The 20,976-nt window shown below is 68.4% G+C and carries 18 protein-coding genes, 1 pseudogene and 1 riboswitch; of the genes and pseudogenes, 10 read left to right on the top strand and 9 right to left on the bottom strand.

Features of this window, described 5'->3' with window-relative positions; all coding sequences use genetic code 11:
* Positions 1 to 29 precede the first annotated feature (29 nt).
* From ACFVYE_RS22275 to ACFVYE_RS22255, 5 genes are all read right to left on the bottom strand, one after another.
* Complete coding sequence (locus ACFVYE_RS22275; RefSeq protein WP_383958555.1) at positions 30 to 1,004, bottom strand: amidohydrolase family protein; 975 nt, start codon at positions 1,002 to 1,004, stop codon at positions 30 to 32.
* Positions 1,001 to 1,471, bottom strand: coding sequence for a hypothetical protein (locus tag ACFVYE_RS22270; RefSeq protein ID WP_389607012.1), 471 nt, complete (start codon positions 1,469 to 1,471; stop codon positions 1,001 to 1,003). Before ACFVYE_RS22270 ends, ACFVYE_RS22275 begins: the two co-directional genes overlap by 4 nt.
* Positions 1,472 to 1,530: 59 nt before the next feature.
* Positions 1,531 to 2,721 carry an FAD-dependent monooxygenase gene (locus ACFVYE_RS22265; protein WP_383958559.1) on the bottom strand — a complete coding sequence of 397 codons (1,191 nt, stop codon included), beginning with the start codon at positions 2,719 to 2,721 and terminating at the stop codon, positions 1,531 to 1,533.
* Positions 2,718 to 4,118, bottom strand: a complete 1,401-nt coding sequence (locus ACFVYE_RS22260; RefSeq protein WP_383958561.1) for an MFS transporter — start codon at positions 4,116 to 4,118, stop codon at positions 2,718 to 2,720. The genes ACFVYE_RS22265 and ACFVYE_RS22260 overlap by 4 nt, the downstream gene beginning before the upstream one ends.
* Positions 4,119 to 4,220: 102 nt before the next feature.
* Positions 4,221 to 5,723 carry an aldehyde dehydrogenase gene (locus ACFVYE_RS22255; protein ID WP_383958563.1) on the bottom strand — a complete coding sequence of 501 codons (1,503 nt, stop codon included), beginning with the start codon at positions 5,721 to 5,723 and terminating at the stop codon, positions 4,221 to 4,223.
* 298 nt (positions 5,724 to 6,021) lie between these two features.
* Here ACFVYE_RS22255 and ACFVYE_RS22250 point away from each other — a divergent pair, with 298 nt between their 5' ends.
* Positions 6,022 to 7,788: a helix-turn-helix domain-containing protein gene (locus tag ACFVYE_RS22250; RefSeq protein ID WP_383958565.1), complete on the top strand. Its 1,767-nt coding sequence runs from the start codon at positions 6,022 to 6,024 to the stop codon at positions 7,786 to 7,788.
* 68 nt (positions 7,789 to 7,856) lie between these two features.
* Here the strand turns inward: ACFVYE_RS22250 and ACFVYE_RS22245 are convergent, their stop codons facing one another.
* On the bottom strand, positions 7,857 to 8,297 hold the full coding sequence (locus ACFVYE_RS22245; protein WP_389607009.1) for an ATP-binding protein: 441 nt from the start codon (positions 8,295 to 8,297) through the stop codon (positions 7,857 to 7,859).
* 1,207 nt (positions 8,298 to 9,504) lie between these two features.
* Between ACFVYE_RS22245 and ACFVYE_RS22240 the strand changes: the two are divergent.
* The 3 genes and pseudogenes from ACFVYE_RS22240 to ACFVYE_RS22230 all read left to right on the top strand — a co-directional run.
* A pseudogene (locus ACFVYE_RS22240) lies at positions 9,505 to 9,732 on the top strand (hypothetical protein); the annotation flags it as partial.
* Between the two features lie 531 nt (positions 9,733 to 10,263).
* Entirely contained in the window at positions 10,264 to 10,680 is a 417-nt protein-coding gene (locus ACFVYE_RS22235) for a hypothetical protein (RefSeq protein WP_389607007.1), read from the top strand.
* Entirely contained in the window at positions 10,677 to 13,589 is a 2,913-nt protein-coding gene (locus ACFVYE_RS22230; RefSeq protein WP_389607005.1) for an NACHT domain-containing protein, read from the top strand. Before ACFVYE_RS22235 ends, ACFVYE_RS22230 begins: the two co-directional genes overlap by 4 nt.
* On the opposite strand, the gene ACFVYE_RS22225 is transcribed toward ACFVYE_RS22230, so the two are convergent.
* A complete protein-coding gene (locus tag ACFVYE_RS22225) occupies positions 13,534 to 14,718 on the bottom strand; it encodes a hypothetical protein (RefSeq protein ID WP_389607003.1) in 1,185 nt (394 codons plus the stop codon). The two genes, ACFVYE_RS22230 and ACFVYE_RS22225, sit on opposite strands and share 56 nt — an antisense overlap.
* Before the next feature lie 468 nt (positions 14,719 to 15,186).
* Here ACFVYE_RS22225 and ACFVYE_RS22220 point away from each other — a divergent pair, with 468 nt between their 5' ends.
* The 4 genes from ACFVYE_RS22220 to ACFVYE_RS22205 all read left to right on the top strand — a co-directional run bounded on the left by ACFVYE_RS22220 (position 15,187) and on the right by ACFVYE_RS22205 (position 17,692).
* Positions 15,187 to 15,471: a hypothetical protein gene (locus tag ACFVYE_RS22220; protein ID WP_383958575.1), complete on the top strand. Its 285-nt coding sequence runs from the start codon at positions 15,187 to 15,189 to the stop codon at positions 15,469 to 15,471.
* A gap of 184 nt (positions 15,472 to 15,655) precedes the next feature.
* Positions 15,656 to 16,291, top strand: a complete 636-nt coding sequence (locus ACFVYE_RS22215; RefSeq protein ID WP_383958737.1) for an ATP-dependent Clp protease proteolytic subunit — start codon at positions 15,656 to 15,658, stop codon at positions 16,289 to 16,291.
* Between the two features lie 7 nt (positions 16,292 to 16,298).
* A complete protein-coding gene (locus ACFVYE_RS22210; RefSeq protein WP_383958577.1) occupies positions 16,299 to 16,607 on the top strand; it encodes a hypothetical protein in 309 nt (102 codons plus the stop codon).
* Between the two features lie 435 nt (positions 16,608 to 17,042).
* A riboswitch (cyclic di-AMP (ydaO/yuaA leader) is annotated at positions 17,043 to 17,215 on the top strand.
* A gap of 3 nt (positions 17,216 to 17,218) precedes the next feature.
* A complete protein-coding gene (locus tag ACFVYE_RS22205; RefSeq protein WP_383958579.1) occupies positions 17,219 to 17,692 on the top strand; it encodes a C40 family peptidase in 474 nt (157 codons plus the stop codon).
* 83 nt (positions 17,693 to 17,775) lie between these two features.
* On the opposite strand, the gene ACFVYE_RS22200 is transcribed toward ACFVYE_RS22205, so the two are convergent.
* A complete protein-coding gene (locus tag ACFVYE_RS22200; RefSeq protein WP_389607000.1) occupies positions 17,776 to 18,411 on the bottom strand; it encodes a LysE family translocator in 636 nt (211 codons plus the stop codon).
* A gap of 72 nt (positions 18,412 to 18,483) precedes the next feature.
* On the opposite strand from ACFVYE_RS22200, the gene ACFVYE_RS22195 reads away from it, so the two are divergent.
* Positions 18,484 to 19,422, top strand: coding sequence for a LysR family transcriptional regulator (locus ACFVYE_RS22195; RefSeq protein WP_266363652.1), 939 nt, complete (start codon positions 18,484 to 18,486; stop codon positions 19,420 to 19,422).
* A gap of 42 nt (positions 19,423 to 19,464) precedes the next feature.
* Here ACFVYE_RS22195 and ACFVYE_RS22190 read toward each other — a convergent pair whose 3' ends face one another.
* Entirely contained in the window at positions 19,465 to 19,896 is a 432-nt protein-coding gene (locus ACFVYE_RS22190) for an ATP-binding protein (RefSeq protein WP_389606997.1), read from the bottom strand.
* Positions 19,897 to 20,100: 204 nt separating this feature from the next.
* Between ACFVYE_RS22190 and ACFVYE_RS22185 the strand changes: the two genes are divergently transcribed.
* A complete protein-coding gene (locus ACFVYE_RS22185; RefSeq protein WP_383958585.1) occupies positions 20,101 to 20,961 on the top strand; it encodes a helix-turn-helix domain-containing protein in 861 nt (286 codons plus the stop codon).
* Positions 20,962 to 20,976 lie beyond the last annotated feature (15 nt).

The raw sequence follows: 20,976 nt of genomic DNA, 5'->3' as shown, positions 1-20,976 counted from the left end.
GCGGGGATGAGTGGGTGCCGCCGGGCCCGTCACAGTCCTAGAAATGCCCGCGCGTTGGCGGTGAGGGTCCCGGCGTCAGGTCCGTGGTCGGTGGCGAAGCCGACCGGATCCTGCTGAGCCATGTCGAAGGGATAGTCGCTCCCGCACACGATCGCGTCCGTGGTCGCGTGCGCGGTCAGCAGCCCCAACAGCCCGGGATCGTGGGTGACGCTGTCGAAGAAGAGCTCGCCGAAAACCTCCTCCGGCGGGCGGGTCGAGTGACGCCGCACATCCGGCCGGGTGTGCCAGCCGTGCGTCCACCGACCGAGCAGCCCCGGTGCGCATCCGCCGCCGTGTACGAAGCAGATCCGCAGCCTCGGCAACTCCTCCTTGACGCCGCCCAGGATCAGGGCGGCAACGGCGGTGGCACTTTCGACGGGGTTGCCGATGAGGTTGGAAAGGTAGTGCTCCGACCACTCCGGCCGGGGCAGTTGCATCGGGTGGACAAGCACGGCCAGGTCGAGGTCGGCAGCGTCGGCGAGGATGTGGCGCAGCGGGCCCCGATCCAGCGAGCCGCCGGCGAGCAGCGGCGGTATCGCGATCCCGGCGATGCCGCCGGTACGAGCCAGCCGCTCCATCTGGGCGCGGGCCTCGTCGACGTCACCGAGACTCACCATGCCGAGCCCCACGAGCCTGCCGCCGGCGTCGGAGACCACGGCGGACAGCGCGTCGTTGAACGCCGTGGCATACTCACCGGCCCCCGGCACGCCTCCCACGGGGAACGCGAACGGCGGTGCGGACAGGACCCGCACCCCCACACCCGCGGCGCGCATGTCCTTGAGGATCGCGGGGACATCACTCATCGCCCGGGTCGGAATCGACAGCGGGATTTCGCCGAGGTGGAGTTCGCCGTCGCGGTCGTGCATGCGCCCGTACGGAGCCCCCGGAGGGAGGTGGAACAGCTCGGTGGGCAGCCAGTGGGCATGGACATCGATGACGCCCTCGGCGAGCGGGGCGCTGATCACGCCTGTCCCTCCTGTCGGCCGTCCGGCCCGTGGCCGTGGATGTCCAGCGGCGCGTTCCAGCTGTCGAGGTGCTCGATGGTGGTGAAGACGAGCTCGGTGTCGCCGACGTTCTCGATGTCATGCAGGAGGTATTCGCCCAGGCCGAAGGTGAAGTGGCGGGTCTCCCCGGCGTTGTAGGAGACCTCCCTGGTGGTGCCGTCGTGCGTGTGCTGGCGGCTGCGTCCCGCATTCACTGCGGTCCAGAAGTAGTCCAGGACGTGTCGGTGGGCGTGCCAGCGCTCGCCTGGTGCGAGCCGTATCTCCCACACCCGCACCCGCGGCGTCTCGCTCAGCAGCCGGGAGCCGACCCAGCCGTCGTGAGAATGCGCCTCGAACTCCTCGCGCAGTTCCTGCGACCATCCGTCGAACCCGGTGGCGACGAGGTCTCCCGCCAGGGGCAGGTCCGACAGAAAAGCGTTGCTGGTCATTGCTCCTCCATGTGGTGGTTCGTGGGCTCTTGGTGTGCGTGGCGGGCCGACGGTCGGCGTCATCGCCCGGGACCGTAGAGACCGAACCGCAGGCTCGGGTCGCCGGCGGTCCACGTGTTCGAGAACTGGGAGCGCTCGCCCATGGCGACGACCCGCTCCAGCAGTCGCGCGCTGAGTTCGAGCTGGATCGGCTCCCACTTGCGCAGGGCGGCGCTGATGTCGCCCTGCGTCTCCTCCAGCGCGGCGGTGAGGGCCCAGGCGTCGGCGGCCGCCTTCGCGGTGCCGGCCGCGGCGTGGGGCCGGGCGGCGCATGCCGCGTCGCCGATCAGGGCCACCCGGCCCTCCGCCATCCGCGACGAGCGCGCGTCGGAGACGACCTGGATGTACGGCGTGGCCGTCGAGGTCACGACCTCGGCCGCCGCGGGCGACAGCATCCGCCATGCGGCCTGGCGCATCTCCTCGACGTAGCGGTCCTGGACCTGTGAGGGGTGGACCGACACCGTGCCGGGGAAGCCGCGCTTGTCGATCAGCATCTCGGACAGCTCGGGCCCCGTGGACACGTTTCGGTACCAGACGTAGTTCATGAGCCGGTCCTGCGGACCCGTCCCGCCTTCACCGGGGATCGGGTACAGCGTGATGTGCGAGTGGGGCACCACGGTGTAGGTGATGGAGTCCTTCAGCAGTTCACGGGTGCCTTCGGAGAGGTCCTTCTCCGGGACCGTGCCGCGCCATCCGATGTAGCCGGAGTAGGTGAGAGCCGCAGTCGGGTCGAGGCGCTCGCGGCCGATGGAGGTGATTCCGTCGGCGAAGACCACCAGGTCCGCGGTCACCTCACGCCCGCTCACGAACCGCACGGTGACGGATCGGTCGTCCTGGTCGAACCCGCAGGCGTACTCACCCAGGTGGTAGTGCTCCTGCCCGAAGTCGCCGAGCAGGGCGCGGTAGAACGTCCCCCACGACGTGTAGCTCCACGTCCGTCGCTCGCGATGGACTATCCGGTTGTCGGGGTCCAGGTACTGCACGAAGTCGGTGGACGTGCTGAGGCCCTCCGGGTGCTGTTCGCTGCGCTCGGTGAACCAGCGCAGGGTGTCCGGCTGCAGTACGATGCCGCTTCCGCGTCCGTCCAGGGCGGTGGGAGTCCGCTCGAAGACATCGACCGTGAAGCCCAGGTCGCGCAGGAGGAGCGCCGTGGTGAGGCCGCCGATCGACCCCCCGATGACTGCCGCGGTCGCGCCGTCGTATGCGTTCATGTGTACATCTCCTTGCTGGTGATCGACCCGGTCGGCGGCTCCGCCTGGTCCGGGCCGAGGTCGAGGGGTTCGCTCGGGAGTTCGGCCCCGCGGGTCTCGGGCGCGAAGATGAGACCGGCGACCGCGATCAGGCCGACCGCCGCGACACAAGTGGTCGCCAGGCCCAGGTCTCCGCCGAACCACGAGACGGCGATGACGCCGGCCACAAGCGGGCCCGCCGCGGTGATGAAGCGGCCGATGCTGTTGCACAGGGCCATTCCGGTGGCGCGCACACTGGGCGGGAAGAGTTCGGGGCCGTAGACGAAAGTGCCCGACAGGGCGCCGAACAGGCCGAATCCGACGACCGGCAGGGCAAGCAGGAACTCGCCGTAGGTGTGCTGGAAGGGGAAGAGATAGCCGACGCTTACGGCGGAGACGGCGAAGCTGATGGCGAAAGCCCTGCGCCGCCCGACGGCGTCGGCGAGGAAGCCCCACGAGGCGTAGCCGAGGACGCCGCCCGCGTTGAACAGCATCGAGGCCACCGCGACGTGGCTGTTGGAAGTCGCCAGGGACAACGCGTCATCGGCGGCGAGCCGGCGGATGATCTGGGGGTACCAGGTCGACACGCTCCAGAAGGCGATCAGCGAGCCAGTGGCCAGCGTCGTGCAGATCGCCGTCCGGCTCAGGAACGGTGCGGCGAGCAGTCGGCGCAGGACGAACCGGTCCGCCGCGGCAACCTGGCCCTGTTCCTTCCGCATCCGGCGTGCCGCGATGGCACCCTGGATCTCCGGTGGCTCCGGAACGTAGCGGCGAATGAACCACACGAGGAGGGCAGGCGCCACCGCGATGCCCAGCATCAGCCGCCAGCCGTGCCCGCCCAGCAACTGGTAGGCGAGCGCGGCGACGAAGAAGCCGGCGGCGTAACCGGACATCATCACGCCACAGGCACGCGCCCTGTAGCGGTTACGCCACACCTCGGCCACCAGTGCGGCCCCGACCGGGGCCTCGACGCCTGAGCCGAGCCCGGCGACGAACCGCAGCACGCCGAGTTGCCACCACGTGTCGGCGAACGCCGCCAGCGCGGTGAACACCGCATAGGTGACGATGCCCGCGGACAGCACCCGCACCCGTCCGAAGTAGTCGGCGAGAACGCCGAACAGGATCCCGCCTGCCGCCCAGCCGGCGAGGAAAAGGGCTACGGTCAGCCCGCCGTACAGTCCGATACCGCTCGTGTTCACCGCGATGCCGCTGTGCGGCAGCAGTTCGGTCATGGCCGGGCCGAGGACCAGTGCGTAAAGGCTTCCGGCGAAGCCGTCCAGGGTCCAGCCCAGGGTCGTCCCCAGGAGGACGAGCCATTGCATCCGGGTGATCTCCGTGCGCCAGCTCTCGGGAGGCTGGTCGACCTGCATGTTCGACATGGGTGGGGTCCTTCGTTGGACGTTGCCGGACAGGAGACGCTGTCGGAACCAGTGGGAAACCGTGTGTGAGGGTGCAGGGGGTGACGCCTGGAAAGCCGCCGGTCAGTTGAGACGGCCTGGCTCAGTGCTGCCGTACCAGTCGACGTCGTCCGCGGCGGTCCGCACCACGACGGTCTTGACCCAGGTGAAGTCGTCGAAGGACTCCTGACCGGCGTCCCGCCCAGTGCCGGACTCCTTGACCCCGCCCCACGGCAGCGACGGCTCCAGCCGATGGTGGTCGTTGACCCACACCATCCCGGCGACGACCCGGTCCGCGACGCGGTGACCACGACCGATGTCACGAGTCCAGACGCCGGCCCCGAGCCCGAACCGGTTGTCGTTGGCCATCGCGACCGCGTCGTCCTCGCCGTCGAAGGGCACGACGACCGCGACCGGCCCGAAGATCTCCTCGCGTGTGACGGTCATGGACATCGTGGCGTCGGCCAGCACGGTGGGCTGCACGTAGAAGCCGGAGCCGAACTCGGCCGGCAGGTCGGGTACGCCCCCGCCGGCGGCGATCCGGGCCCCCTCCTTCGTACCGGTCGTGATCAGACGCAGGACCTTGTCCCGCTGGACGCTGCTGATCAGCGGTCCCAGCTGGGTACCCGGCTGCGCCGGGTCACCGATCCGGATCGCCGACGCCCGGGCACTCAGCGCCTCGACGAAGGCGTCGTAGATGCCACGCTGGACGAGGAACCGCGAACCGGCGACACAGGACTGGCCGGCCGCCACAAAGGCGGCGAACGCCGCCCCCTCGGCTGCGACCAGCGGGTCGATGTCATCGAAGACGATGATCGGGGTCTTGCCGCCGAGCTCCGCGGTGACGCGGGCGAAGCGGGCCGCCGTGGCGACCGCCGCCGCCCGGCCGGCCTCGGTGCCACCGGTGAGCGTGATCTTGGCGACGTCGGGGTGGCCGGTGAGCCGTTCGCCCACCTCGCGCCCACCGGTGACCACCGTGACGACATCCTCGGGCAGTCCGGCATCGCGCAGGATGTCCACCAGCGCCAGTGTGGTCAGCGGCGTCATCTCGGAGGGCTTGACCACCACGGTGTTCCCGGTGGCCAGCGCGGCGGACAGACTTCGCGCGAGGATCAGCAGCGGATGGTTGAACGGGGTGATGATGCCGCACACACCGAGCGGGGACCTACGCTGGTAGGTGAGGTATGGGCCGTCGCTGGGCAGGACTGCGTCCCGCTGGGCGGCCAGCAGACCCGCGTTGTAGCGGAACCACTCCGGGACACGGGCGAGCTGTGCCCTGGTCTCGGTGATGGGACGGCCGTTGTTCCGCGTCTCCAGCTGGAACAGCGTCTCGGTGTGTGCCTCGATCGCGTCGGCGAACCGCAGCAGGTGCCTGGCCCGCTCGCTGCGCGGCATGCGCGGCCACGGACCGGACTCGAAGGCCGTCCTCGCCACCTCCACCGCCTTGTCCACCTCACAGACCGTGCTGTCCGGGACGGTGCGGATCACCTCGCCGGTGGCCGGGTTGATGATCGCCCTTTCGCGGCGAACAACGGCGTCGACCGGCGTCGCGGCAGCGTCAGGGCACAGGGTCTTGGTCTCGTTCATGGGCTGTCCTTACGACGGGCACAGGGCTGCACGTTTCGGCGTGGCAGGGAAACGAGCCCTGTCCGCGCCCCGATGCAGCGGCGTGCGGTCGAGTATGGGGACAGGATTCATGTATCTCTATGTCTGGTCAGATACATTCGAGACCGATGTATGTCGTCACCGACACCCTGGGCCGTGCCATGCTGAGTACATGTCGCCGCTGTCATGGGAAGGTGCGGACCCTGCCGGGTCGAGCAGAAGCGAGTCGCACACCGAACTTCGGCGCTGGCTTGAGGCCGTGCAGGCATTGAGTACTGCGGTGAGTTCCGGACGAACCCTGCGCGAGGTCCTCGACCTCGTTGCGGACACGGCGCGGTCCTTGCTGGGGTTCGACTTCTGCGGAGTCCTGATTCCTGACGGCTCCGGGCGGAACCTTGTGATCGAAGGACGGAGCGGACTGTCGGCCGAGTACGTGGCGCGCGTCAACTCGGACCGTCCGGTGCAGTTGCGCGGGGACAGCCTTCACCACGCACCGTCGAGTCAGGCCTTTCGGTCGGGTGCGCCCGTCGCGGTGCGGGACATCGCCAGGGAGCCGCAGTTCACGCCATGGGGCGGGGTAGCGGAGGAGCAGGGTTACCGGTCCATGCTCTCGGTGCCGCTCGTCGCCGGCGGGGAAGTGGTCGGCACGCTCAACAGCTACCACTCGGTCGTCCACGACTTCACCGACCACGAAATCGAGCGGCTCACCTTGCTGGCCAACCACGCCGCGATCGCGCTCACCGCGGCACGAATGGTCGACGAACTCCAGCAGCTGAACGTCTCGCTTCGCCGCCAGCGCGACCTGCTGACGAAATCGGAACGCATCCACGAACGCCTCCTGTCGGTCGCGCTCCGTGCCGGTGGGCTCGGCGGCATCGTCACGACGCTGGCGGAACTCGTGTCGCGGCCCGTACTCGTCGAGGACGCACGGGGCACCGTGCTCGCCCAGACCGGCCCTCTCACGGAGTTGCCGGACGCCGACGTACGAGCTGCGCTGCCACTGCGTGTGGACCAGTCCGAGCCGCACGTGCTCGGCGCCGGCCTCGTCCGCGAGCACGGCGGCTATCTCGCTGCCACCGTCCGGCTGGCGGGGGAGGTAGTCGCCCGGGTGTGGCTGCCGCGCGGTGCCGGGGGGGTCTCACCACTCGACGAACGAGCCCTCGAACACGCCTCGATCGTGATATCGCTCGAACTGTTCCGGTTGCGCACCGGAACCGAGGTCGAGCACCGGCTGCGTGGCGAACTGCTCGCCGACATCCTGAGCGGTGCGTCTGCCGAATCCCGCCCATTGCGGGAGCGCGCCGACCGACTGGGGCACGACTTGTCCCGGCCCCACGCCGCCCTCGTCGGCCAACTCGACGTGGCGTCCGAATCCCGGCGCCCCCGGGCCTACGAGCGAGCACTGGCTGTGGTGTCCGAGTTCGCTGCCGCGTACACGCCGAGACCCCTCGTCGCCATGCACCAGGGAGCAGTGGTCGCGCTCTGGCCGTTGGACGGAGTTCGTACGGGAGCTGCAGCAGGCCCGGTCGGCGAGGCGGAGCACATGGGTGCCGTCGCCTCCTCGATACGGCGCGCGATGGCTTCGGTTCCGGGCGCCGAGGGAGCAACCGTCGCGGTGTCCGGCACCGAACAGCAGACCTTCCGGCAGGCCTACCGGACTGCTCGCGGAGCACTCAATGTGGCGCTGCGCACGGGGCGTTGTGACATCGTCGTGACGCCGGACGACCTCGGCGTCGCGGGCCTGCTTCTGCAACTCAACGACGCCCGGCAGCTGGTGGCCTTCGCCGACCGTACCCTGGCGGCGGTTCGGGAGCACGATCTGCGACGCGGCACTCACTTGCTGCGGACGCTGCGCGTCTATCTGGACAGTGATCTCAGCCGGACCGAGGCCGCACAGAGACTCAACGTCCATCCCAATACGGTGAGCCAGCGCCTGCGCCGGATCGAAGTGGTGGCCGACATCGACCTCTCCGCTCCGACAACCGTCGTGGAGGTCAGTGCGGCCCTCCTGCTCCTGGATGTCGCCGAGGGCGGACAGTCGGCCTGACCGGGAGCGAAGAAGCCACACGGGGGCGAGCTGGCGCAGTCCGCGCAGCAGGGTTTCCGGAATACGTCCTACTCGCTGTTGTCCCGAGCGGATCGGTGAGGCTGCGACGGTGAGGGAACGGCGAGCAGGATGGCCATCCAAGCGATCTTCCCGCCGTCACCTGACCGACGGAAGCCCCATTTCCCTGCGGTGAGCTGATCGACGATGTGAAGCCCACGACCGCGTTCCGAAAGATCTTCATACAGCTCACCCCAAGCGCCCCCAGGTGCGTCCTGGCCGGACACGAGCGGTGCCGCTGCCGGGAACGCGGGGATCTGAGGGTCGCGGTCGTGGATCTCGCAGATGAGCTCTGTACCCGTGTGCCGCAGAGTCATCATGTACGGTCCGGCGGCGTGCTCCGTGGCGTTCGCTGCGAGCTCCGATGCGGCCAGCACGGCGTTGCTGACAGCCTCTCCCGAGAGTCCCGCTCGGTCCAGGGCATGCCGGAAGGCCCGACGGGCCGAGGACACCGAGCCTTGCGTGCCGCTCGTCCAGGTGTACAGAGTGCAGTATCCCTTGCACACGTGCGTGCCGGGCGATGCCGGTGATATGGGTCGGGCGGGAACGTGGAGATCGTGGGACACGGAGGGACACCTTTTCGGGAAAAGATCCGGGGTGTTCACGCCAGGTGGAGGCGCGTCGTGTTGATCGAGGGGCCTTTTTCGCACTCTCACATGGGAAAAAACTGGAAAGGGTGCCCGTGGCTTCCTCAGCTATGGCGATGATCCGAGACAACAGTCATCTCCTCCCGGCATGGCCGCAGTGAGGGATCCCGGGGAGCCGGCAGGTCGACCCGGTGGTCCGGCCCGGCATTGCCCACCGCAGCTCACCTCGCGACGCGGTGAGGGAAGCCGACCATCGGCAAGGAAATCAGCACCGGCTTCGCCGTCAGGGGCCACGTACTGCACCGTGATCACCACGTGACGGAGGTCGGCGGCGACTCGTCAGGTCCTGGGACCGTCATCCTCAGCGGCGCCCAGGCTTCGCGGCGGGCTCAAGGATAGCCACGCACTCTACGTGCGAGGTCATCGAGAACAGGTCAACGGGACTCAGCAAGGTGACTCAGGGCCGAGCAACAGAGCGCGGGATCGCCGGTTACTCAAACCGGCGATCCCGCAGATCATGGATACGTCACTGCCGCGTTCGGTCAGCAGCCACGACCTGACAGCCACACGCGCTGCCAGACTCATTGAATGCGGACCCGAAATGACCTGGAGAACCCGATTGCGCAAGAAACCCCCGAGCTGCCGGAATCGCAGTACAGCTCCGCACGCATTCGAGCCACGTGGGACGGAACGGGAAGCGTCACGGACGCATCGAAGGCGTTGGGCTTTTCACGGGCGAAGGGCTACGCACTGGTTCGTCGGGGCGAGTTCCCGTGCCGGGTACTCAGGATTGGCCGCTCGACTCGCGTCGTCACCGCGTCCTTGCTACGCGTGCTTGGTAGCGGAGAGCCGGAGTACAACGTGCCCGTGCCGAGTACCAAACAACGCCGTAGCCCGTTACGCGACGAAGCCTCGCCGGAACGCGCTGGCAAGGCTTCGTCGTCTCACACGCTCTCTCACTGATCTGTGACGGGAGCATGGCCGTGCGGGCCTGACCAGGCAGAAGTCCTCCCGGGCAGGAGGAATCGCGGCCGAGGACCTGGAGGAACTGACGGAGGAACACGTCGAGTCCATGGTCGCCTGGCTACTTGTCGGCGCCCGCAGGCGTGGCGGCCAAGCCGGCACAGGACTTCGCCCCTCGACGGCCCAACACCTCGGCCAGCCGCTCACGACTCGCCACCTGCGTGAGGCCGCGTACTCCCTGCAGCGGAAGCTGGAACTGAGGAAGGTCCGGCTCTACGATGCGCGCCACTCGTGCCTCACGTTTCTTGCCGTCAACGGCGTACCAGATGTCGTCCTCGCCGCATGGGCCGGGCATGCCAACGCCACCTTCACCAAGCGGGTGTACGTCCACCCGAGCCACGGCCGGACTTCTTCATTAGTGCTGGTCAACGGCTTGGGTGTGGGGAGTGTAGCGGGCTGGGACGGGGGTGGGGCGGTCTTTGTGGGGCCGTCCCACGAACGTGTGGCCGCGCTGCTTGTAGTGGCAGCGACGGGCGCGTGCTTGGTGTCGGCGATGCCAGCGGGACCACGTCATCGCGTGATTGCGGTCCGGAGCACGGCGGTGGGGTCAAGGCCCCCTCGTGGCGCACCCACCCGTTACGACAAGAGGGCCTACGTCTTCCTCGGCACCGTCACCGCAGCGGCGATCCGCCTTTGGCTCCGACCGTGATCCGCCGGACAGTGCCTACGGGTGACCGGACCCATCGGTTCAACACGACCAAAATCGCCGGTGAGTCGGCCCCGACGCGGAAGGGCTCAATAGCGACACCCCAAGCGCCCCTGAAGACCGCTAGATTGGTCCTCGGATCACTGTCCGTGGGGGTGGGGGATGGACCCGATCGTACTGGCGGCGGGAACCGCCTTGGTGAGCGCCATGGCGACGGATGCCTGGCTGCAGGTGAAGGCCGCGACAGTGGCGATGTGGCGCCGCCTACGTCCGGACCACGCAGACGACGTGGGCGCCGAGCTGGACGCACTGCGCGGTCAGGTGCTCGCCGCACGTGATGCGGACGACGAGGACACCGAGCAGGCGCTGGCCGGGGTCTGGCGGATGCGCTTCCAGCAGGCCCTCACTGTCACCCCCGATCTCGCCGCCGAACTGCGGCTGTTGCTGGACGATCACCTTGGCCCCGCACTGTCCCAGACGGAGCGGACCCGAGGTGCGTCGGTCGTCATGAATGCGGAAACCCGCGACAACTCCCGCGTCTACCTGGCGGGCAGGGACCAGCACATCACCGGAGCATGAACGTCCCGGCGGGGGAGCCCACCCCCCGTCAGGAAGCCCACGCCCACGACAACTCCCAGATCCACATGGCGGGCAGGGACCAGTACATCTACTCCTCGGACGGGACCAACCATGATCAGGTGCCCGTCCCGGGGGCGGCCCGTGCTCTCGCGCGGATGCTCGCACCGTTCTGCGTCCTCGTCACTGGCGTCACCCTGGTGTGGGTGGCGTACGACGCCGACGGCTGGATCAGGGGACCGTTCCTGCTGGCGGGCCTCGTGTGTGTCGTGCTCACAAGCCCGCGGCTGCGGACCGCTGTTCGACGCTGGCGCCTGACACGGACCAGGCGAAACCCGGGGCTCGCACGCCTCCTGGACCGGCAACTCGAAGGAGCCGCCGAACAACTCGCGTGCGAACTCGAGGTGTTGTGGAATCGCGAGATGAGACTCCGCAGACTCCAGCATCCGACTCCGCTGCCAGTGCGTTGGGTCAACGCGGAGGAGTTCGGGGATCACTGGACGAACATCCGCACGGACGACGGGCGCGACGCGTCGCTGGATCTCTCGGGCAGCAGCGCTCTCCACGAGGTCTTTTCCAGAATCCCTTCCGGTCGGCTGCTCATTCTCGGCCAAGCCGGGGCGGGCAAGTCCGTGCTCGCGTTGCGCTTCGCTCTCGACCGCCTGCGGGCGAGGGAGCCGAGCGGCCGTGTTCCCGTACTCCTTCCCATGGCCTCGTGGGACCCTACGACGCAGGACCTGGAGTCCTGGGCGGCCGGGCGCCTGGCGGCCGCCCACCCGGCACTCGCCGGGCGGGCCGTGTCGGGCCGGACAGTCGCCACCGAACTCCTCCGGTCGGGCCAGCTCTTACCCGTACTGGACGGCTTCGACGAGATGAGCACACAGACCCGGCATCATGCTCTGCGAAGACTTCGCGCCTCGCTCGGCGAGGCGGACCCCTTCCTGCTCACCAGCAGGGCCGACGAGTACGAGGCCGCCGTCAGGCAGGCCGACATCGTGCTGCCGGCGACGGCGGCGGTACGGGTGGAGCCACTGAGCGTGCAGGAGTCGGTGGACTATCTGCGCCGCACGACCCGGAAGCTGATGGTCGGCCGTACTGTGGCCACCAAGTGGGACCCGGTGTTCACCCGGCTGCGCGAGCACCCGCGTGACCCGCAGGTGCTGAGGCTGCGGGACGTGCTGACGACCCCACTGATGACGGGTCTGGCCCGTATCACCTACAGCGACACTTCCCGCGATCCCGCCGAGCTTCTGGACCACCGCCGCTTTCCCACCCGAGCCGCGATCGAAGACCACCTGCTGGGCCAACTCGTTCCGGCGGTCACCGATCAATCGGAGCGGACCGCACGATGGTTGAAGTTCCTGGCGCAGCACCTCAATTCTCTGGGCACCCAAGACCTGGAGTGGTGGCGGCTGAGCCCGGCGGGTCCGAGAGCGGCCCGGGCAGTGGGGGCGATGCTGGCGCTGGGTGCGGCCACTGCTCTGCTCGGGTGGCGGGTCGACCGGCAGACGTCCTTGTTCGGCATCGAGATGCCGGTCTGGGTCCCGTTCGGTGTGCTCTGTCTGATATCAGTCACCGATGTGGTGTTCGGCTCCCGCGAATCTCCGCCGCGGTATGTCCCGCGTACCGAGCCGGGGCGGATGGTTCGGCCCGCGCTCGCCCTCGTGGCGGTGGTCGGCGGGGTTCTGCTGTACTACTGGCTCCTGCAATACCTGCTGTTCAACGTGATCGTCGCAGCTGCCTCCGTGATCTTCTCCGTCGGCCACTCGATTCTGCGCCGAAAGAGACCTCGGCCCAAGGCCCCTGGCCGACTGACGGTGGAGAAGCCTCTTGAAGATCTCCGCCACGGCACCAGCGATGCGGCCACTCGCGGCCCGGAGCGGACGCTGAGGGAGGACCGACTGGCGACGCTGGTAACGCTGGGGCTCATCAACCTGCTGACGGGAGGTTCGGCAGTCTGGCGGGCGGCCGGGCTCCTGATCTTCGCAGCGTTCGCTCCGTATTGGTTCCTTCCTGACGTTCGACCGGGCACCGGGGCCATCACCACGGTCGTCACGTTCGTTGCTTTCGCCGTGCTCGGAGCATCGTCGTCCGCCTGGTGCGGGTTCGGTGCGTCAAGAGTGTGGCTGTGGGGTGCGGGGAAGCTTCCGTGGAACGTGCTCGGCCTCCTCGAGGAGGCCCACCGCCTCGGCGTGTTGCGCCAGTCCGGCGCCGTCTACCAATTCCGGCACTCCCGGCTCCAGGAACGACTGGCCGCGCAGGCGGGGGAGCCCGCACCGGCTCGGGGGCAGGCGAGCGGTTCACGGATCGGAGATCTCCGGCCGGTCGTAAGCATGCTTTCCAGCTTCGTTCTCGCTGTCGGGTCGATTGCGATGGGTGTGGACATGTTTCTACTGAAAGCTGAGTCCGGGCCGTACGAAGCGGTCGTCCCCGTCTGTGAATTGGTCGACCGCGAGGTCCTGCTGAAGCTCGTACCGGACCCCCGGGGAGAACCGTCCGAGGGGCACGACTACGACATGAACACGAGGTATTGCTCTTGGAACGCTGGCACGGAAACCGCCGGAGACCCCGTCGTGGTGATCATGGTGCAACTGTTCAAACCCACGCGCACGCTCGCTGCCGTCGAACAGGCGGACGGGTACTTCGGCCACGGACTCCCCGTCGGGCCAATCGTCTCCCAATACACCACCGACCTTGACGGAGTGGGCGACGAGGCCGTCACCGCCGTGGGGCACAGCGAGGATCGCCCGACGGCCGCGACGAGCGTCCGGTTGGACAACCTGCTGGTGACCGTCACGTATGAGGTGAGCGGGTTGAAGTGGGGCGATACGGAGGGTTACGCCCGCAGCACCAGGATTACGCAGGACCTGGCCCGCACCGTCGTGCGGAATCTCTCCGGCGCGCGCCCGTAACCAAGGGTTTCACCATAGGGCGGACTCGACGTCTTGGCGGACGGAGTCCCGACCCCGTCCGCGGTTGAAAGCTAACGGTGACGGAGGTCAGGGTGTGGGGCTGTCCGATGCCGGAGGCGTTGACAGCGGGGTAGCCGTAGCCGGTCTTGGTGTCGCCGGTGGCCTTGTGGTCGGTCTGGGTGTCGCGCAGGCCGCCGGGCTTGCAGGTCCAGCTGGTCCAGTACGCGGCCGGCCCGCCGAGGGCGGACGCCGCGCGGGCGGTGGTGCAGTCGTTGGAGGACGGGGTCCAGGCTTCGGTCAGACGGCGGTAGCCGTCGTAGGCGAAGCACTGGGTGTCCTTGCCGTTGGCGTTGTCGGTGATCGACTTGACGTTGCCAGAGGCGTCGTAGACGTAGTTGGCGTCGCTGGTGTAGCCGGTGTTGGTCTGGTCGACGGTGTGGGTGTTGGCCGGGCGGCGGGTGCCGTCCTCGTAGCGGTTGAGGATCTGGAGCTGCTTGGCACCGGTGGGGGTGCCCAGGCGGGTCTCCTCGCTCTCGCCGTACGGGGAGTAGCCGATGTTCTGGACGTAGTCGGTTATGCCGTCGGTGCCGGTGAGCATGCCGAGGGCGTTGTAACTGTTGGTCACGGTCTCGGCGGGAAGACCGGCCACCGCGGGGAGCGAGGTCGACTGAACGGTGCCGTCGATGTTGTAGGTGGTGGAGGTGGTGAACGTCTGCGGCGCCCCTGCAACAACCAGGGGGTCGCTGGCGGCAATGACGGTTTTGGTGCCCTTGGGGCGGCCGAGCGCGTCGTAGCCGGTTGCGACCCGGGAGTAGATCTTGCCGGTGGTGCCTCCGACGTAGCGGATTGAGGCGGTCGGCTGCCTCTTCACGAGGGAGTCGTAGGTGAACTTTGTCAGCTGATGGGCGTTGTCCTTCGCCCCGTCCAAGGTGCCGGTGATGCGGCCGAGCTCGTCGTAGTCGGTGATCAGGGTGCGGATGACGCCGTTGACGATGGTCTGACCGTCAAGGGCTGATCGACGTCGTTGAAAGTGGTATCGACTCGGCCCTTGTCGGGGTCGGTCGACGTAGTCTTGCGGCCGCGTAGGTCGTATCCGTAGGTCCAGACTGCCGACGGATTTCGCCGCCACGTACAAGAAGGACGGGCGCAGGGCGCAGGCCCGAGCTCGGGCGTCGCCATCGCCGCCGATATCGCCGGCATCTGGGCGGCAGCCGGCAAGCGCCTGCCGTCCTCGGACGGTCCGGGCGGGGCCGGATGTAATTGGCCATCAGCAGCGGCGCCCCGGGCGGGGCGAGATCCTGTACACCGGGTCGATCGCGGGAAGGGTGGGCGTTGGCGAGTGCGGCCGCTGCCGGACGTCGGCAGGGAAGCAGTCGCACTGCCGACGCAGCGGCGGGGCAACTCGTCGCCGTCTCGGGCTCCGTGCCTCCACCGCTATGCGGAGCCCGCGGACGCAGGCCGGACGGCTCGGCTCTGAAAGGGGCCGCAACGCGAGTGCCAGAAATCACCTCAATGGGTGACGTTACCTGCGGGGTGCGCTGCCACTTTCAGATGCCTCGGTCACTTTCAGGCGGTGGTCGACCAGGCGTGACTCATCGTGGCCCTCGGCCAGCCGCTCACGACTCGAGACCTCCGTGAGGCCCCGTACTCCCTGCAGCGGAAGCTGAAGCTGCGGAAGGTCCAGCTCTACGACGCACGTCGCTGGTGCCTCACGTTTCTTGCCGTCAACGGCGTGCCGGACGTCGTCCTCGCCGCATGGGCCGGGCATGCCAACGCCAACTTCACCAAGCGGATGTACGTCCACCCGAGCCCCGAGGACCTCCGCGCCGCCTCGGACCACCTCACTTCTCTACTCGGTTTCAGTGAAGACGAAGCAGCCTGACGAGCAAGACGTCTAGAGATTGTGAGATATCCGCCCTCAGCGAACAGCCAAAACAGCCTCTGAACTGGGGCTTTTGTGGATCACTAGGATCATGCCTCCATCACAACCTTCTGTACGTCCTGTACATTTTTTACAGATGCTTGTGCAGAGCCCCGTACAGCCCCGGAGGAAAGGCAACGCCATGTTGTTCCGCCCCGCCGCCCGTCACGTGCTGCCCGAGTTCACCGAGCGCACGACCAACGGGATCCGCACCCTCGATCCGTACTCCAAGCTGCTCGCCGAACGGATCGTCTTCCTCGGCACCCCGGTCGACGACACCGCGGCCACCGATCTGATCGCCCAGTTCATGTATCTGGAGTACGACGCCCCGGACCGGCCCGTCTCGCTCTACATCAACTCCCCCGGCGGCTCGTTCGGAGCCATGTCCGCGATCTACGACACGATGCAGTACCTCACCTGCGAGGTGGAGACCTACTGCCTCGGCCAGGCCGGTTCCTGCGCATCCGCGCTGCTCGCCGCGGGCGCTCCCGGCCGGCGGCACGCACTGCCCGGCGCCAGGGTCGTCGTGCAGCAGCCCGAACTGACCGAGCCGGTTCAGGGCCAGCCGTCCGATCTGGAGATCGAGGCACAGGAATTGGAGCGGGTCCGCAAGATGATCACCACACTGTTGGCCCGTCACACGGGCCGCAGCGCAGAGCAGATCACCACCGACATCGAGCGCGACCTCATCCTCGACGCGGCGGGCGCCAAGGCGTACGGTCTGGTGGACCACATCATGGAGAACCGGAAGTCGTCACTCCCGCCGCACAGCGCGAGGTGAACGCCCGATGCAGCCACCGGAGTTGCCGCCGCTCCCCGCACTGACGCGCGCCGAGGGGGATTTCATCGACTGCTACCTCGAAGTCCTGGACCAACTGGGCCGGATCAACCCGGCCCGCGGCAGCGACACCTACGGTGCACTGCGCGCCGCGCAGGCACTGGCCTCACGGGCGAGCGCGCTGCGGGACGCCCTCGCATTGATGCATGAGCGCGGCGAGGCGCAGATCCACGCCGCCACCTTGGCGCGGGCGCTGCGCGTGCTGGACGGGGAACGGCGGGCCGGACGTGTCACCGTACCCCCCGCTCAGGCGAGTTGATCGGCCCACTGCGTCTTGGGCCCCGGCCGGGTCCGCCCAACTCCCCCTGTCTTCACCTCCGACGGAGTTTGCTCAACCCGCTCCGACCCCGACTCCGGCGGACCTCGCTCAACTCCCCTGCGCGACACGCCCGGCAGGCAAATCGAAATTCCTAGCTCGTTCGGCGTAGGGATTCCCCCGCGCGAGCGACATCTCAACTTGCTTTTTTCGCGAGGGCAGTGAGCAGAATCCGTCATTCCACCCCTGGTACGAGACCGGTCCGAGCGACCTGCACGGTCTTCGAAATCATCAGCCACACCCAAACGGGTCATTCGTGAGGAGACTCGCATATCGTCGCTTCCCCTCGGAAATCCGGCAGTCGGTGCGTCAAGATCCCTGGGACGACAAGCCCCCGCCACCGCGGCGGGGCGGTCCGGGCGGACGCCGAGTCCTGCCGCCGTCCGGATGCCTGGTCGACAGAAGTGGATCGGCAGGAGTGGAGGACCCGAGCACAACGGGTCGACCGGAACACCCATCGACCCTTGGGGTGAAGCCGCCGAGCGCGGCCGGGCAACTTCGCCAGCCCGAACCCGACAGGTCATCCTTCACAGGCGGCTGACGAAGGGTTGCGCATGGCTGCGCAGGTTCATGTCCCGTCTCTGCTCGCCCGGGCCGGCACGGCCTCGGTTCTGACACTGGCCGCCGTCGGCGGCACGATGCTCGCCCCTGGCGCCACGACGCAAGCCCAGGCAGCGACTCTCTCGATGAAGGCACTCAACATCGCCGCGTCGAAGAAGGGATCGCCGTACGGATGGGGGGCCACCGGCCCCAACCGCTTCGACTGCTCGGGTCTGACGGTCTATTCGTTCAAGAAGGCGGGCAAGAAGCTCCCGCGCACGGCCCAGCAGCAGTACAACAAGACCCGCCATATCTCGGCCTCGCACAGGCACCGCGGCGACCTGGTCTTCTTCCATTACGGCCGCAGCATCTACCACGTGGGGATCTACGCCGGTAAGGGCAGGATCTGGCACTCGCCGAGGACCGGCGCGGTGGTCCGGCTGGAGAAGATCTGGACGAAGAGCGTCTACTACGGGCGGGTCCGCTGATGTCTGTCCGGCGGATCGGGCACGCGCCCCCGGCCGTGATCCGCCGGACAGGCCATGGTCTGCGCCGCTGACCCGCTCGATACTCAGTGCAACAGGGGACCGGACACCAGCACCAGCCCCAGACCGGTGAGCGCCAACCCGCTGCCGCCCTCGATTGCGCGGGCGGCACGCGGCCGGCGCAGCCACCGGCCCAGCCGGTCCACCAGGAGGGCCACGGCTGGGAACCAGATCAGCGCAAGCAGCACCACGATCATTGCGAGCAGCAAGGTCCTCGGGAGCGGCGGCTGCCCGTCGCGAACGAACTGCGGCAGCAGACTCAGGAAGAGCACCGGCGCCTTGGGATTCAGGGCGTTGGTGAGGAAGCCCTGCCGCAGTGCGCGTACGGTTCCCTGCCCTGCTGGTTCGCCCTCGGCCTCGCCCGCCCTGCCCGTGGTGCGCCGCCGCGCCGCGTACAGGGCGCTGATGCCGAGGTAGAGGACGTAGGCCCCGCCGAGCAGCTGAACGGTGCGGAACAGTACGGGCAGCGTCACCAGCACAGCGGCAAGCCCGGCGACGGCCAGCGCGGTGTGCACGAGGAGTCCGCCGGCAACACCCAGCGCGGTCGCCACCCCCGCTGACCGGGAGGCGAGCGCGTTGCGTACGACGACGGTGAAGTCCGCGCCCGGCAGCGCGACCATTCCGGCGGCGACCCCGATGAAGGCGATCAATTGTGCGTCCATGGGTCCACCCTGGCCCGGCGGAGCCTTTAGCGTGTACTTGCAATATTCTGGGTCTGCCAAAAGGAACGCTTAATGTACGACCCGACACGACTCGCGGCGCTGGTGGCGGTCGCGGAGGCCGGATCGATCACCCGGGCCGCCGCCCGGCTCGGCTACACCGCGCCCGCGCTCTCCCAGCAGATCGCCAAGCTGGAGCGGGAGGCGGGCGCCGCACTGCTGGTGCGCCACCACCGAGGGGCCCGCCTCACGGCCGCCGGTGAGCTGCTGGTCGGACGCGCACGGCGGATCCTCGACGAGATGGACCTGGCCCGTCACGAACTGGCCCGTCTCTCCGGACTCTCCGGCGGACGTCTCCGGGTAGGCACATTCACCACCGCGGGCATCCATCTGTTGCCGCCGGTGTTGAGCGCCTTCCGTCGCGCCCACCCGGATGTGGAACTGGCGGTCACCGAGTACGAGCCGCCGGACGGGGTCGCGGCGGTGGCCGCGGGCGAGGTCGATCTCGCGCTGACCCATGTGTACGAGCCCGCTGCCGCAGCGGCCTGGCCCTCCGGGGTGTTCGCCGAACCGCTGCTGGTCGAGGAACTGGTCCTGATCACGGCGGTCGGGCAGATGTTGTCCGAAGGCACCGGGAGACTGCCGGTGACGGAACTTGCCGGGAGGCCGCTGATCAGCAGCGCGCCGACGCATCCACCGCGCCGCGGGGTGGAGCAGGCGTTGGCCGAAGCAGGGGCGACACCCGCCGTGGTCTGCGAGTCGCCCGGCTATGCGCTGGTGTGTGCGCTGGTCAGCGCGGGCATCGGAATGGCGGTCGTACCGGAGATGGTTGCCGCGATGTCGTCGACGCCGTTGTCCGTACGGCGGCTGGACCCAGCTTCGTTCCGGCGGACGATCTCGATGGTGCACCGCGGCGACCGGGCGAGCGCCGCGGCGGCGACACTCCAGGCGCTGTTGCGCAGTGGGTTCGGGCGCGCGGCCTCGGCGCAGCGGCCGGGCGGCGAGGGCGGATGATCACGCGATCGGGAGACGGGGGGCGGCGGACCGAAGGGTCGGTCAGCCCTGCACGGGGATGCTCCACGGGAGCGCGATCCAGACCGTCTTGCCGCCGTCGGCAGTGGGGGTGACGGTGAGCCGGCCCCCGCACTCCTTGGCCAGACAGCGAATGATCACCATGCCGCGTCCGTTGTCCTGCTGAACGGCGGCGGGCAGCCGCCGGGGCCAGCGCGGGTGACTGTCCGTCACACCCAGATGCAGCTGTTCCTCCCGCTCCAGCCTCAGGTCCACGGTGAAGGTGGGCGACTGCCCGAAGGTGTGCTGGACGGCGTTGGTCGCGAGTTCCGAGACGATGAGTCGGACACTGTCGGCGAACTCCGTGTCGATGGCCAGACCCCATTCGGTCAGCACCCGTGCCACATATTTCCGGGCCGACGAGACCGAGACCGGATCGCTCGGCAGAGTGACGCTTGCTTCCTGATGGTCTGCCATGGCGAGCCGTCCCTTTCCCACTTGGACCGACCCGCGACCGGTCCCGGTTGTGCTTCGCGCCAGATTGCCACTGATGCTGCCCTCTGTGACGGCGATCCACCAAGATATGCATATATCTGTCGCTCAATGCGGTGAACCCTGCCACGCAAGACCGCATGCGGGCGTCACACTGTCCGCTCGGCAGAAGAGGGAGGGAGGCCGCAGATGCAGCACGGCCCTGCGGTGAGGCGCCGCAAGCTCGGGGAGGAGCTCCGGAGCCTGCGCCATGCGTCCGGACTGACGAGCCGGGACGCCGCGCGGATGCTCGGCTGGCACCAGTCGAAGGTGAGCCGGATCGAGACCGGTGTCAGTGGGGTGCGGCCGGCCGATGTGACCCGGCTGCTGGACGCGTACGGCGTGGACGACGCGCAGCTGCGGACGCTCTTGGCGGCGCTGGCGGGTTCGGCGGGCGGTGGCGGCACCGGGTGGTGGCATGCCTATCGCGGTCTGATCCCGCCGCAGTACCGCGACTTCATCAGTCTGGAGTCCCAGGCGCGGACCGCGCGGACCTTGGAGACCTCGGTGGTGCCGGGGCTCCTGCAGACCGCCGACTACGCACGTGCGGTGACCCGGGCCTCGCTGGACGGGCTGCCCGCAGGCCAGCTGGACTCGCTGGTGGAGGTGCGGCTCGCCCGGCAGGGGGTGCTGCGGACCGATCCGCCGCTGCGACTGAGCGCGGTGCTCGACGAGGCGGTGCTCCGGCGCGAGGTCGGCGGGCGCCGGGTGATGAGAAACCAGCTGCGCCATCTGACCCGCGTGGCTCAACTGCCCCATGTGGAACTTCAGTTGCTGCCGTTCTCGGTCGGTGGCCATGCCGGCCTCACCGGCCCTTTCGTTATCTTCTCATTTCCGAACACTTCTGATCTGGACGTGGTAGTTCTCGACCATTTGACGAGTAGCCTCTATCTGGAGCGGAAAGAAGACCTTGAGGCGTACAGCTCGGCCTTCCGCACGATGCAGGCGCACGCGCTGTCGCCGGAGCACTCGTTGGACCTCATCGCCGCGATCGACCGCGACGGTCGGTGACCCCGGACTGCCCGA

Origin of the sequence: Streptomyces sp. NPDC058239, from assembly GCF_042882185.1 — a bacterium.
Taxonomy (GTDB): Bacteria; Actinomycetota; Actinomycetes; order Streptomycetales; family Streptomycetaceae; genus Streptomyces.
Note: the sequence above shows the minus strand (reverse complement) of the source record. Positions and strands in the feature narration are given on the sequence as shown.

What these genes read in the sequence shown, in the direction of transcription:
- ACFVYE_RS22190 (WP_389606997.1), bottom strand. Translation starts at nt 19,896, where the DNA reads ATGGCAGACCATCAGGAAGCAAGCGTCACTCTGCCGAGCGATCCGGTC.
- ACFVYE_RS22205 (WP_383958579.1), top strand. Translation starts at nt 17,219, where the DNA reads ATGGCTGCGCAGGTTCATGTCCCGTCTCTGCTCGCCCGGGCCGGCACG.
- ACFVYE_RS22270 (WP_389607012.1), bottom strand. Translation starts at nt 1,471, where the DNA reads ATGACCAGCAACGCTTTTCTGTCGGACCTGCCCCTGGCGGGAGACCTC.
- ACFVYE_RS22265 (WP_383958559.1), bottom strand. Translation starts at nt 2,721, where the DNA reads ATGAACGCATACGACGGCGCGACCGCGGCAGTCATCGGGGGGTCGATC.
- ACFVYE_RS22210 (WP_383958577.1), top strand. Translation starts at nt 16,299, where the DNA reads ATGCAGCCACCGGAGTTGCCGCCGCTCCCCGCACTGACGCGCGCCGAG.
- ACFVYE_RS22255 (WP_383958563.1), bottom strand. Translation starts at nt 5,723, where the DNA reads ATGAACGAGACCAAGACCCTGTGCCCTGACGCTGCCGCGACGCCGGTC.
- ACFVYE_RS22185 (WP_383958585.1), top strand. Translation starts at nt 20,101, where the DNA reads ATGCAGCACGGCCCTGCGGTGAGGCGCCGCAAGCTCGGGGAGGAGCTC.
- ACFVYE_RS22195 (WP_266363652.1), top strand. Translation starts at nt 18,484, where the DNA reads ATGTACGACCCGACACGACTCGCGGCGCTGGTGGCGGTCGCGGAGGCC.
- ACFVYE_RS22200 (WP_389607000.1), bottom strand. Translation starts at nt 18,411, where the DNA reads ATGGACGCACAATTGATCGCCTTCATCGGGGTCGCCGCCGGAATGGTC.
- ACFVYE_RS22230 (WP_389607005.1), top strand. Translation starts at nt 10,677, where the DNA reads ATGAACGTCCCGGCGGGGGAGCCCACCCCCCGTCAGGAAGCCCACGCC.
- ACFVYE_RS22260 (WP_383958561.1), bottom strand. Translation starts at nt 4,118, where the DNA reads ATGTCGAACATGCAGGTCGACCAGCCTCCCGAGAGCTGGCGCACGGAG.
- ACFVYE_RS22235 (WP_389607007.1), top strand. Translation starts at nt 10,264, where the DNA reads ATGGACCCGATCGTACTGGCGGCGGGAACCGCCTTGGTGAGCGCCATG.